Source organism: Paenibacillus polymyxa, assembly GCF_001719045.1.
In the GTDB taxonomy this organism is placed as follows: Bacteria; Bacillota; Bacilli; order Paenibacillales; family Paenibacillaceae; genus Paenibacillus; species Paenibacillus polymyxa_B.
Genome location: NZ_CP015423.1, coordinates 1,662,222 through 1,674,284 on the forward strand (window position 1 = coordinate 1,662,222; position 12,063 = coordinate 1,674,284).

A 12,063-nucleotide genomic window follows, 5' to 3' on the forward strand; every position below is an offset into this window, starting at 1 on the left:
CTAGTATAAAGTTGATTATTGGTAATTATATTTCCGGCTTCTTATTATTGCCCCATCGCAATCCAAAGGACCAACCCTTCACATAGCGGACCTGAGTGTATGCGTTCCACAGTAAGTACTGCTGAATACCTCTGACGTTGTGTGACGGATACCATCACTCCCGGTATACTCGCATTGGCAGTGATTACATACTGTGTATCTATAAAAGGCTTCTCAAATACAACGCTCACTTCACCCCTATCCGCTTGTGCGGGGAGGTGAAAAGAAATGCTCCCATATTGAGGTGAAGCTATATGATCGTCAGAAGCCTCGTCACTGGTCGCTGATCCGTCGTGAATGGCATTCAGGCTTAATTCTTTCTCCGTATCGAAAGCGAGATCGATATCTTGCTCAGACAAAACCACGCGTTGCTTTGGGCGCGGTCTTCCTTCAGCAATGTGAATACTGGTTATGGAACAATCCAGTAACGAATCTTGCTCTGACTGATCTTCCGTCGTAATAGACGATATGTCGTTATCCATCCTGTATTCCGTATCTGACTCAGGCACAGACAACAGCAGTACAGATGCTCGATTCATCTGCATCGCTTCCTCTAGCGTTTTGGGGAGCTTATGCTTCTTCCATGCCGCTTCCTCTATAGCTTGAACCGATGTGTCCTTCTCTACGGGGGCAGGGACCGTTGCCGTTCCACGCTGGTTCGATTTATGACTGCCGGAAGTCGAAGCCGCTTTCTCCTTGTTAACACGGGGGGAGGGAACCGCATGGGAAAGGTTACGCCGTGCTGTTCTTTTATCCTTAGGGCTATGGTTCGTACGATGGTTCATGGTGACCGCTCCTTTGGCACAGGAGTGAACCAGCGGTCGCTCCGCTTCATTCACCCGGCTGGGAATCATGGCTAATGCCTATAAGATAGCCTATGCGTGTAACAGCACCTACGTCACTCCGCTACGCAGTCCGTTATGATTTGTGCCCAGCGTTGTGCTGAGTGTTGCCATAAAAATCGTCTCCGTACCTCGCCAAGCCCGGCTTCTCCCATCCGTCGTCGCAAGCTTGGTTGCTGGAGCAGCCTGATGATGGCATCGGCCATTTCCTGCTCACCGTGAGACGGATACACAAGCCAGCCTGTCTCGCCGTGTTGTACAACCTCTGGAATACCGCCGATTCGTGAAGCGACCACAGGCACTCCTGCCGCCATGGCTTCCAGATTGACCAGCCCGAAGGCCTCATCCTTCACTGAAGGAACAACGGTCACATCGGCTAGCTGATATAGCGAGGCCAATGCTGGATGCGGAACATAGTCCAGGAATTGCACATGCTTCCCCAACCTTAGTTTACGCATCTGCCGATGCAACGACGCCGTGTATGGCGTGAGACGGTCATGCCCGTAATAGGCACTACCTGCAATGAGCAGCAGTACGTCTGGGCAGGCGCGGACCACATGCCGTAGGGCCTTCAGCAGCCGGTGAACGCCCTTCCCTGGCATCAGTCTGCCCGCGAATAACATGATTTGGCGGCCTGACCAGCCGAAATCGTCCAATCGCGCCGATCTGGCTGCTTCTGCTGCTGGAGTCCACCGTGGCAGGAAATCGCCAGGATGGATACCCAGCTTGTTTATGACGATGCGCTCTCTGACGCCCTCGGGACAGTCAGAAGCTACGATTGCCCCCAAATATGCACTGTTCACGATAATGCGATCCATCGACAACAGCAGCCTGCCCATATCCTTCCGTTTGAGGTAAGGCTCCCGGATGAACGTGGTCGAATGCAAAGTCAGCACAACTCGGCTATCGGGCAAAGCCTCGCGAATTGCATACGCAACTGCCGGACGGTTGTGTACATCTACTACCGCAGGTAACCATCTCTTTAAATCGGCAATCACCTCAGAAATATAACCTGTTCCCCGCGTATAACGCATGCAGGGAATTCCGTCGACATCGCCATGATCCGGTGCCTCAGCTCCCTTTATGCCATAGATCTGCGCTTGAAGCTCATGACTAGCCAGCGGTACCATGCGGGCAATTACCCGCTCCACAGAACTGCTGCGGGGCGAAGGTATAACAAAGGAGCCCGGTGTAACGACTGCTACCTTCGGCCTCTGCATCACCTCACCTACTTTCTGAGCTTATTCCAACACTCTTCAACACTCATCCTGTATCATATCGTCTGCCTCGCTGAAATGTGCCTCGCTTCTAACTTTGGGCTTACCGCAAGGCAAGCGTCCATGCCTGGCCGATCTTTGATACATATGATGGACTAGAATCACAGTATGATCAGTTGGAGTGACTACAAGGAGGGCGGACATACTCATGTTGCATGTCGGCGTCATGCTCAACCCGGCAACCTACCGGGGCATCCCCGCCATGAGGACGCGATATGAATCTATCGCCAATTACGAGGACGCCGGGTTAAGCTACGAGCTCATCCCCTGCTTTCTTCGTCTGGAGGATATTCATATAGCGACCGGAACATGCCGGGCTTATGTTAAACACGGCAACGAGTATCGGCAGATGATTCTTCCGTTGCCGCCGGTCATCCACAATCGGACTCTCTATCGGCAAAATGAAAATGCTAGAGATATCAGCAAGCTTGTACAAAAGGGGTTCTATATTTTTAATGAACAAAACCGTTTCCACAAAGACCATATACATGCAATTCTGCAGGAAGACCCTTTGCTACGAATCCATCTCCCCAAAACATTGCAAGGCAACCTTTCCTCCATCCATACCTTGTTGGAAGAAACCGGAGATGTTGTAATTAAACCCAGTAGCGGTAGCGTGGGTAGAGGAATTATGCGTCTGCGGCATTCCCGCGGAGGCTGGACTTTGCAATGCGCTCATCCGGCTATACCTGAGCGTTGGTCCACCCTACGTTTGAATGTCGGAGAACTCCCATTATTTCTGCACAAGCGACTGCTGCAGGTGCCTCATATCGTACAGGAAACCATACCGCTTGCTTTGTACAACAATCGTCCCTTTGATGTCCGTGTGTCGGTTCAGCGCGGATATGGCGGTATCTGGGGTGTGACAGGCATGTATGCTAAAATTGCTCCTTCCCACACCTTCGTCTCCAATGTGGCACAGGGCGGTACGGCCCGTTCCTTACTAGAAGTGTTATCACAAACAGAGACAGTTCAGACTTCGAACGCAGTCCGGCTGATGAATGAACTGGAGCGACTCTCATTACAAATCGTGCACCGACTGGCACAAACCCTTCCCCGTCTCGCCGACGTCGGTCTGGATCTGGGAATTACCCATGAAGGCAAGATTGTTTTTATTGAATGCAACGGTCGTGACCAGCGCTATGGCTTCAGCCAGGCGGGCATGCACAATGTCTGGAAAGAAACATACTCTCAGCCGATGGCTTACGCTCGTTGGCTTCTCGAACGGATGCCTTCGTCAGACACCGAACGTTCACCAAGCCGTCCACTGTATTGATTTACGTCACATTCTGTGTCAATATAGTTCAGAGCGGCCGGACAGGTTCCGGCCAAGACGGCTCGGAAATGAACAAGGGGGATCTGTAATGGCAAAACAGTGGCTGCGGCTCATGACGGAGCTATCATCGCGCAAGTGGGTGTGCCGGATTGTAGGCTCCTTCGCGCAAAGCGGTGCAAGCCGACTTTTTATCCCCACCTTTATACGTACGTACCAGATCCAGACGCATGAGGCGGAACAGGAATGGAAGGAATACCGTTCTCTAAACGCCTATTTTACACGCAAATTAAAAGCGGGCATGCGCCCGATTGATACGAACGCCGAGGTGATGACCAGTCCGGTAGATGCACGGATTACTTTCACTGGCCCAATTACGTCCGGTACTCTTTTAAATGTCAAAGGGCAGGACTATACCCTGGAAGAGCTTCTTAACCGCTCTCCGCGTCTTGAAAAATACACACACGGCTATGCTTTTGTGCTCTATCTCAGCCCGACGGATTATCATCGCATTCATGCACCAGTATCCGGTACGCTGGTAGAAAAAGAGCATCTGCGCGGCAAGGTATACCCAGTGAATGACTTCGGCTTGCAACATATGCGAGCAGTTCTTAGCCGCAATGAACGACAGATTACGTACATTGCCCACGAATATGGTGAGGTGGCGGTCGTCAAGGTTGGCGCAATGAATGTGAGTAGCATCAAATATACGGATGATAAGGCCGTCTCATGGACAAAAGGGGACGATCTCGCCTATTTCGAATTTGGATCAACTGTCGTTTTGCTAACTGAAAACGGCACGTTTGAGCCAGACCCCGCATTGAAGCTGGGGGATGCGGTAAAAATGGGGCAACGTCTGGGTTGCTTTCGACATGATCCCAAAGCATAAGTGAATTTATCATAACAGGATTATAGCTACACATATGAGCATTGGGATCGGATGATGTTAAATTGCTCATATAAAAAAGGACCCGGCGTAACTGCCCGGGTCCTTTTTTGGATTATCCATTATATTCTTCACGCCTAAATCCGAAACAGCTCGTCCACCGTCCATAGCATTACCGGATCTCAGACGGACTTTTCCCCGTGTACTGCTTGAATTGGCGGCTGAAAAAAAAGATGTCACGGTACCCCAAAGCCTCTGCCACCTCGGTCACATTCATTCCGGCATGTAGTAATAGATGCTGTGCACGCTCAATCCGCATGCTGATAATATGAGATTGCGCGGAAACACCCAGCAGCTCCTTGAATTTAATTGAAAAATAACGCGGTGACAGCCCCGCTCGTGCAGCCAAATCCTCGACGCGATGAGGAAGTCCCGGATGCTGACGCACGTAGTTGGCCGTTTCTCGAATGACCTCGGTGAGCTGGTTACTGGCTTGTTGCTCCTGAGGCTCCTTACGGTCCGCACGCAGCAGATGAATCATCAGTTGTTTCAGGATCAGCTTGCCTTCCTCGTCAGCTCCGTAAGCACGCTCTAGGCGTAGTCTAACGTATCTGGCAAGCATATGCTCTACCTCGAACGTTTCCTCCAGCATACGGTAGCTTGCAGGAATTAGCTTTGGTTGTTCGATAAGATCAAAATGAATATAGGTAAGTATGAGCGGCTTTTGCGGGTTATGTGTGGCACGGGTATCATCCCCCGGCTTGAACAGGAAGCAGCTCCCCTTGCTCACCGGATACGACGTCCCGTTTAAGACCACTGTGCCTTCTCCGCTCCATACATAAAATAAATCATAGTTTGGCATCGGCTTCTCGCGTACCTGCCACTTCCAGCCCGGCTCGCACACAATTTTGGCGAAGGCCGACAACAGGATAAACGATGACGCAGATGTATCCAGCAAAATCTGCACCTCCTTTTGTTAATCTTTGGTTGTCCTCTATCCCGTTAATTTATAATATAAGCTCAGCGCCGTCATTAAGCAAAAAAATGCGCTTTTATGTTCCAGATGCTTTTGCGTGACGCTTACCGTGTGTAATGCTATAATATGTAATCAAAATGACTTGGAAGGATGAAACGGGAATGAATCCACTGGCAGCGCAGTTAAACCAAAACATTCAGACAGGCAACGAGCATGTATATCAAATGCTTTCTCTTTTAGGGAAAGAAATTTATTTCCCAAAAGAAGGGATTTTGAGTCAATCCGCAGAAGCAGGGAAGCTTGCTAAAAAGTACAACGCTACGATTGGCATTGCTACAGAAGGCAATGGTCCTATGCATTTGGAGGTCATTCAGGAAAAGCTGTCCGCTTACAATCCCAAGGATTTATACCCTTACGCTCCCCCTGCGGGCAAACCTGAACTACGTAGTGTATGGCGCGACAAAATGCTGAAGGAAAACCCTTCGTTGGCTGGAAAAAGTTACAGCCTTCCCGTAGTTACGAACGCGCTGACCCACGGTCTGAGCATCGTTGCCGACCTGTTCACGGATGAAGGGGATGCTGTCATTTACCCAGACAAAAACTGGGAAAACTATGAGCTGACTTTCGGTATTCGCCGTCATGGACGTTTGGTGAATTTCCCGTTGTTCACAGAGGATCAACGTTTTAATAGTGAAGGATTACGCGACGCTCTACTGGCACAGAAAGAATACGGCAAAGCGATCGTTGTGCTGAACTTCCCGAATAACCCGACGGGCTACACACCGGGAGTCGAAGAGGGTAAAGCGATTGTTGCTGCCATCCAGGAAGCCGCGGAAGCAGGCATCAATGTCGTAGTTGTGACGGATGACGCTTATTTTGGTCTGTTCTTCGAGGACTCCCTGCACGAATCACTATTCGGTCAGTTAGCTGGACTTCATCCGAGAATTCTACCCGTCAAAATTGACGGAGCTACCAAGGAAGAATTTGTTTGGGGCTTCCGTGTCGGATTTATTACCTTTGCTTCGGAACATCAGGATGTACTGAGCGCACTGGAACAAAAAACATTAGGGATTATTCGGGCAACGATTTCGAGCGGTCCTCACCCATCTCAAACCTTCGTCCTGGATGCCCTCAAGTCAACAGACTTTGAACAACAGAAGAAAGAAAAGTTCCAGATTATGAAGGGTCGGGCTAATAAAGTCAAAGCGTTGCTCGATAGTGGAAAATACGGAGATGTATGGAGCTACTATCCTTTCAATTCGGGTTATTTTATGTGCCTCAAGCTGAACGGCTTGTCCGCTGAACGACTGCGCACACATTTGCTGGAACAATATGGGGTAGGGACGATTGCGCTGGGTGAATATGATCTCCGAATCGCATTCTCATGTATCGAGGAAGAGTATCTGGAAGACCTGTATGACATTGTTTACCGTGGCGCACAAGATTTGTTGAACGCCTAATATGTAACAGATTAAATATAGCATCATTAGCGGTATGCCGGATGTTGCGGCATACCGCTTTTTAATGAGCTGAACCATTGTAAGTCACACTTCGCAACAAACTATCCTTCAGCAGCGAGCAAAGATTTCTGTGCGAGTGGCAGCAGGATGACTACCTCGGTTCCGACTCCCGGCTCACTCTCATAGTGTATACTTCCGTTCATAGCTTCAATGATTCGAAAGGAGACGACCGTTCCCAGTCCCGTTCCTACCTCTTTGGTTGAAAAAAACAAAGTACCCACTCGCTCCAGATGCTCCTGACTCATGCCTTTTCCCGTATCCCTAATATGCAGACATGCCTTCTCTTCCTGAATCGCCAGCTTTATGTATACCCTGCCCCCATCATCCGCAGCTTCGATCGCATTTTTCGTCACATGTATTAACGCCTGTAACAGCTGATTACGATCCATATGTACGTATATTTCATTCCTTAGCTCAGTATACAGTCTTACGCCTTGCTTGGTCGCCATCGGTTTCAAAAGCAAAACAATCTGTTGAACCATGCCAGACAAATCCATCAGCTCTGTGTTCCCAATCTGCGGTCTGGATAAGTTCAGATAGTCGCTAATAATTCTTTCAGCCCGATCGACCTCTGCTAGTGCCAAAGCAATATATCTGCGATTTTTCCCTTCTAGCCCTGACTGAACCATTTGCAGGAACCCTTTAACCACGGTCAACGGATTCCTTACTTCATGAGCCATAGAGGCAGCCAGTTCACCTAAGGTATTCAGATGCTCAGCATATTTAATCTTTCTTCTCATTTCTTCCCGTTCCAAACTAAACTCCATCCAGAAAGAGGAGGCTCCAATGCTTAGGAATTGAATCACACCGAACCAGAGTATTGCCCGGATCAGCTCGACCTCATCCTTATCCAGCCTGCCATTGGCCCAGGAATGTATTAACAAAAATATAAGCATGGCAATATTGGTCCATATACTCATTAGCATATTCATACCCACCCGAAGCAACATACTATTGAGCTGCATAAACTTTCTTCTCACCAAGAGAGGCCCCAAATAACACAACATCATGCTGGGAAAGCTCACCACCATAGACTCTGGATCTATATACATACGAGCCATCACCATCAGCGTTATATTCAGAAGCCCTGCCTTTGGACCAAAATATAAAACAGAAAGGATCAGAGGAACATATCGAAGGTCCCAATATAATCCATACCAAATGTACGAAAACATAATGCAAAGCACAGAAGACACACCCAGCACCCCTCCCATAAGCAACGGGGTATGTTTCCTATGCCGATGATCTGACAAAGCGCTATATACCAATAACGGTACAAACACAAGAAATATGTTCACGAGCAGCTTATCTACCAGCATCTCGTCTTTCCCACTTTCCAAGTGATAATGACTACGTACTTCTTCTATTCTCGATAATACGTGTCTTTTCCTCTATCCCCCCCTACATCTGATGAAAAATATAAGGCGATTCAGCAACATACCTGAGCATTGGCCCACGCAATCTGAAAATCCAATTCATAAGATACGATGTATCCTTTATCACAATGACCGAGAGGAGAATGAGCATGGGAGCAGAAGAAACAAGAGGCGGTTACGGTGGTTACGGCGCATTCACAAGCACAGGAACAATTCTGGTACTGTTCATTTTATTAGTTATCATCAGCAAAACGCTCTTTATATAAGCAGGCGGAAATCTGCACCCATGGCTACGATAACAGCGAGCGTACAAAAAAGGCTAATTCGCAGACAGCTCTTGCTGCTTGCGAATTAGCCTTTACTTTATTCACATAGATACAAATTACACTTCTTCCTCATCCTGACCGTCCAAACGCCATTTTTTGGCTTGAGCGCCTCGTAACAAGAACACTACTGCAACTCCCCCAAGCAGCGTGAGCAGTGTAGACAGTAGATCTTCCGTTCCTTTTGCCAGAAAAGGAAGCCACAGAACCACAGCAGCCGGCAACGTCAACCGAACAACAAAGTCGAGAAAAGACGCACGACGACTATGCGCAGGAATCGGATATAACTGAAGCCACAACGAATCCTTGTGATACTGCTTTAGTGAAGTAACCTGTACACCAATGAGGAATATGAAAAATAAATATACTGCAATCCCAATCCAGCTAGCATGGGTGATATATATAATTAACAACCCCAGAATTCCAAGCCGAATGACAATACCTGCTGGCTCTGTACGCAGGAATGTCTTAAACAGCAGGTAACGATACGCTCCCCTTCTGTTCCAAGGTATGTTACCTCCCAACCAGGACAGCCAACGACGTGGCGTCACTCTCTGCGTAAGGGCGGGCACATCGACAAACCAGCCCAAAGTGCGCATCACCCGAGCAGCCTGCATACCCTCTGTACGAATCAGCTTTTCCCAAGCCACTAGCAGCTTGACCGGAAAACGCAGAACAAGCACGTACACCACACCGACCAATATGATAAATGGCACGCTGTGTAGTGGAGGCTGCCATAGCCATGCGGCTACCATCAGCACAGCCAACACCCACCGAAGCAGACGATAGCCTACACTCCCGCCAATCGATACCATGCGAAGCTCTTGCCAGCCGCCGTAGCTGAATAGCAGCTTTAACAGCACAAACAGTAGCAGGGTCAGTAGCAACGGCTTAGGCGCCGCATCACTGCGAATATACAGCGGCCACACGATAATAGACAGCAATAGCAAACCGAATATTTTATACACCACACCCCGAATCCGGCTGGCCTTAAAATAATGGTGCATCGCGTGCTCCTGTGGACGGAGGAAAACAATATCCGCTGCGTTTAAATACGTACGAAAGCTCGCATGAGCAATCGGAATAGCCACAATAAGCATGATCCAGCGGATGGGCAAATCCGGTGGAGTATGCATCAGTAGCGACGTGTACCATGCGGCAAAGGCAATCAGCGCAAAGCCGAAGACCACCGCCAGACCGCTCTGAATGACATAGCCCAGATAGGGCAGCACCTGTCCCCAGAACGCTACACGTCTTTCTTTATGCAAACGTTGCAAATCCATGCTCATTCCCTGCCTTGTACCAGCTCATAAAATGCATCTTCCAGCGGCATGCCCGGCTTACCCGCCTGTGCTGTCACTTCGTCCAGCGTACCCTGTGCAATGATGGCACCCTGATGAAGTACAATGAAACGATCACAATAATTTTCAATCGTGGACAAAATATGAGAACTGAGCAGAATGGACGAACCCGAACGCTTCATCTCTAACATAAAGTCAAGCAGGGAACGAATACCCAGCGGGTCCAAACCCAAAAAAGGTTCATCTATGACATACAACGGCGGTCCCGCTAAAAATGCGCACATAATCATCACTTTCTGGCGCATCCCTTTAGACAGGTGCATCGACATACTCCCACTTTTATCCCGCATACGGAACAAGTCTAGCATTTGATCACTGCGCGTGCGGAAATCTGCTTCGCTAACTCCGTACGCTCTGGCCGTGAATTCCATATGCTCCATCACCGTCATTTCAGGATACAGCTCTGGAGATTCAGGTACAAAAGCAATGGCTCCCTGATATTCCTCGGGATTCTCATCCTGCTTATGCCCCTGCACACGGATTTCTCCGGCCTGCGGTGTCATCAGGCCCAAAATATGCTTCATGGTCGTACTTTTCCCGGCACCGTTCAGACCGATCAGTCCTACCATTTCACCCGGTTTCACATCCAGCGAAATTTGATGCAGCACCGGGCGCTTGGCGCTATATCCGCCGGTCAGTCCGTTAATTTGCAACACAGGCTGTTGTTCCATGGCTCCCCCTCTTCTCCCTTACTCGTTCGGTTTTGATCCTTTTTCCTTCAGCCATCTTGGTGCACCCTTGTTTTTGCGATCACGCTCGCGCTGTGCTTTTCCTGCTTTGGACAAGGCTGCTCCTTTGCTCTTGCCTGGAGCTGAACCGTTCGCGGAATTTCTGCCAGGACGTCCGTTTTCGGCACGAACAGGTGCCTTTCGGTCCTCCGCCGATGCTCCATTAGATAAGGATCTAGCCTCGGATGGTCTTACAGGTGCACGCTTGGCATCCGCCGGACGCGGCACAACTACTCGACCTCCATGCAACGCACGCTCTGCGATGTCAATGCCCAGTTCACGGGAGAACTTACGCATGATAAATGTTTCACGGTCAGTGACAACCGATGCCACTAATCCTTTGCGTCCCATCCGTCCTGTCCGTCCTGCACGGTGAACATAAGCTTGACTATCCGTAGCCGGGTCAAAATGAATGACCATTTCAAGTCCCTCAATATCCAGACCACGAGCTGCCACATCCGAAGCGACCAGTACTTTGAGCTTGTCCTCGCGGAATTTGGCCAACACGTTGCTACGCGTAACTTTATCCGCATCTCCATACAAGGACGCCGTAGTCAGCCCCATATGCTTGAGCTTGGCTTCAATCTCCCCGATGGCATTGGTCGTATTCACGAACACCAGTGCTTTTCTTGGATTAAAATGTCGCACCAGACGGCGCAGCATATCCACCTTATCCCGTTCTTCAGATACAAAGTAATAGTGTTCCAGTCCACTGGCCGTCTTCTGGTCGGGATCAATCCCAATTTCTACGTATTCACGCATCTCCCGTTTTGCCAGCGACTGAATCTCATCGTTCAGCGTTGCGGACAGGAATACCAATTGACGATCACGTTGGGCGGTGCCCAATATGTTGGTTACATCGCCTGCTCCGCCAAGCTGGAACATCTGATCCACCTCATCGATGACGATGGCTGTAATATTGTGCATTTTCAGCTTTTTCGAAGCGATGAGTTCCCGTACACGTCCTGGTGTACCCACGACAAGCTGTGGATGATCCTTGAGCTTTTCGATTTGACGTTTGATAGCCGCCCCACCAATCAGACCAAGTACACGGATTCCGCGATGCTCTCCGTAGCGCTGACCCTCACGTACAATTTGCATAGCGAGCTCCTGGCTTGGAGCTAGTATCAGCTTTTGCGTAGCCTTTTTCTGTGGATCAATCGCTTGCAACAGCGGCAGCAAATAAGCCAGTGTCTTGCCTGTGCCAGTTTGTGAGCGCGCCAATACATGCTTTCCCTTCATTATTTCCGGTATAGCCTCTGCCTGAACTGGCGAAGGCTGTGTAATTTCATGCTCAGTCAGTTTGTCCAACAGATCTTGTTCAACGCCGAGCGATTCAAAATTCAATGTCATGAAAAGGTCCAACCCCTATACGTAAATTCGTTACTCTCCATTATATGCGAAAATAGCCCTGTTACCAAATCACAAAAATAAAAGATGTCCCTCACCATAGCTAATGGCT

11 protein-coding genes are annotated in these 12,063 nt (G+C 49.2%); 4 read left to right on the forward strand and 7 right to left on the reverse strand.

Translation table 11 applies throughout. From position 1 onward, the window contains the following. Positions 1-44: 44 nt before the first annotated feature. On the reverse strand, positions 45-824 hold the full coding sequence (locus tag AOU00_RS07445; protein WP_069290307.1) for a WIAG-tail domain: 780 nt from the start codon (positions 822-824) through the stop codon (positions 45-47). Positions 825-937: 113 nt separating this feature from the next. Further along, positions 938-2,101, reverse strand: coding sequence for a glycosyltransferase family 4 protein (locus tag AOU00_RS07450; RefSeq protein WP_069290308.1), 1,164 nt, complete (start codon positions 2,099-2,101; stop codon positions 938-940). A 205-nt stretch (positions 2,102-2,306) separates the two neighbouring features. Here AOU00_RS07450 and AOU00_RS07455 point away from each other — a divergent pair, with 205 nt between their 5' ends. Together AOU00_RS07455 and asd are read left to right on the forward strand one after the other, a co-directional pair. Next, positions 2,307-3,434 carry a YheC/YheD family endospore coat-associated protein gene (locus AOU00_RS07455; protein WP_069290309.1) on the forward strand — a complete coding sequence of 376 codons (1,128 nt, stop codon included), beginning with the start codon at positions 2,307-2,309 and terminating at the stop codon, positions 3,432-3,434. Between the two features lie 88 nt (positions 3,435-3,522). After that, the gene (gene asd / locus AOU00_RS07460; RefSeq protein WP_061830087.1) at positions 3,523-4,320 is read left to right on the forward strand and encodes an archaetidylserine decarboxylase; all 798 of its coding nucleotides are present in this window, start codon (positions 3,523-3,525) and stop codon (positions 4,318-4,320) included. Between the two features lie 169 nt (positions 4,321-4,489). On the opposite strand, the gene AOU00_RS07465 is transcribed toward asd, so the two are convergent. Then, on the reverse strand, positions 4,490-5,275 hold the full coding sequence (locus tag AOU00_RS07465; protein ID WP_061830088.1) for a helix-turn-helix domain-containing protein: 786 nt from the start codon (positions 5,273-5,275) through the stop codon (positions 4,490-4,492). A 179-nt stretch (positions 5,276-5,454) separates the two neighbouring features. On the opposite strand from AOU00_RS07465, the gene AOU00_RS07470 reads away from it, so the two are divergent. Beyond that, a complete protein-coding gene (locus tag AOU00_RS07470) occupies positions 5,455-6,753 on the forward strand; it encodes an aminotransferase class I/II-fold pyridoxal phosphate-dependent enzyme (protein ID WP_069290310.1) in 1,299 nt (432 codons plus the stop codon). Between the two features lie 101 nt (positions 6,754-6,854). On the opposite strand, the gene AOU00_RS07475 is transcribed toward AOU00_RS07470, so the two are convergent. Next, a complete protein-coding gene (locus AOU00_RS07475; protein ID WP_061830091.1) occupies positions 6,855-8,132 on the reverse strand; it encodes a sensor histidine kinase in 1,278 nt (425 codons plus the stop codon). A 206-nt stretch (positions 8,133-8,338) separates the two neighbouring features. On the opposite strand from AOU00_RS07475, the gene AOU00_RS26770 reads away from it, so the two are divergent. Further along, positions 8,339-8,455, forward strand: coding sequence for a YjcZ family sporulation protein (locus AOU00_RS26770; RefSeq protein WP_216637468.1), 117 nt, complete (start codon positions 8,339-8,341; stop codon positions 8,453-8,455). Positions 8,456-8,571: 116 nt separating this feature from the next. Here AOU00_RS26770 and AOU00_RS07480 read toward each other — a convergent pair whose 3' ends face one another. Genes AOU00_RS07480 through AOU00_RS07490 form a run of 3 tightly spaced genes read right to left on the reverse strand, consistent with a single transcriptional unit; the run spans position 8,572 to position 11,954 of the window. Further along, complete coding sequence (locus tag AOU00_RS07480) at positions 8,572-9,795, reverse strand: ABC transporter permease (RefSeq protein ID WP_061830125.1); 1,224 nt, start codon at positions 9,793-9,795, stop codon at positions 8,572-8,574. A 2-nt stretch (positions 9,796-9,797) separates the two neighbouring features. Further along, positions 9,798-10,544: an ABC transporter ATP-binding protein gene (locus AOU00_RS07485; protein ID WP_013311782.1), complete on the reverse strand. Its 747-nt coding sequence runs from the start codon at positions 10,542-10,544 to the stop codon at positions 9,798-9,800. Between the two features lie 18 nt (positions 10,545-10,562). Next, a complete protein-coding gene (locus AOU00_RS07490; RefSeq protein WP_061830094.1) occupies positions 10,563-11,954 on the reverse strand; it encodes a DEAD/DEAH box helicase in 1,392 nt (463 codons plus the stop codon). Between the last annotated feature and the right edge of the window lie 109 nt (positions 11,955-12,063).

Excerpts from the sequence above, each read along its gene's own strand:
- AOU00_RS07445 (WP_069290307.1), bottom strand. The coding sequence starts at position 824 with ATGAACCATCGTACGAACCATAGCCCTAAGGATAAAAGAACAGCACGG.
- AOU00_RS07450 (WP_069290308.1), bottom strand. The coding sequence starts at position 2,101 with ATGCAGAGGCCGAAGGTAGCAGTCGTTACACCGGGCTCCTTTGTTATA.
- AOU00_RS07455 (WP_069290309.1), top strand. The coding sequence starts at position 2,307 with ATGTTGCATGTCGGCGTCATGCTCAACCCGGCAACCTACCGGGGCATC.
- asd (WP_061830087.1), top strand. The coding sequence starts at position 3,523 with ATGGCAAAACAGTGGCTGCGGCTCATGACGGAGCTATCATCGCGCAAG.
- AOU00_RS07470 (WP_069290310.1), top strand. The coding sequence starts at position 5,455 with ATGAATCCACTGGCAGCGCAGTTAAACCAAAACATTCAGACAGGCAAC.
- AOU00_RS07475 (WP_061830091.1), bottom strand. The coding sequence starts at position 8,132 with ATGCTGGTAGATAAGCTGCTCGTGAACATATTTCTTGTGTTTGTACCG.
- AOU00_RS26770 (WP_216637468.1), top strand. The coding sequence starts at position 8,339 with ATGGGAGCAGAAGAAACAAGAGGCGGTTACGGTGGTTACGGCGCATTC.
- AOU00_RS07480 (WP_061830125.1), bottom strand. The coding sequence starts at position 9,795 with ATGGATTTGCAACGTTTGCATAAAGAAAGACGTGTAGCGTTCTGGGGA.
- AOU00_RS07485 (WP_013311782.1), bottom strand. The coding sequence starts at position 10,544 with ATGGAACAACAGCCTGTGTTGCAAATTAACGGACTGACCGGCGGATAT.
- AOU00_RS07490 (WP_061830094.1), bottom strand. The coding sequence starts at position 11,954 with ATGACATTGAATTTTGAATCGCTCGGCGTTGAACAAGATCTGTTGGAC.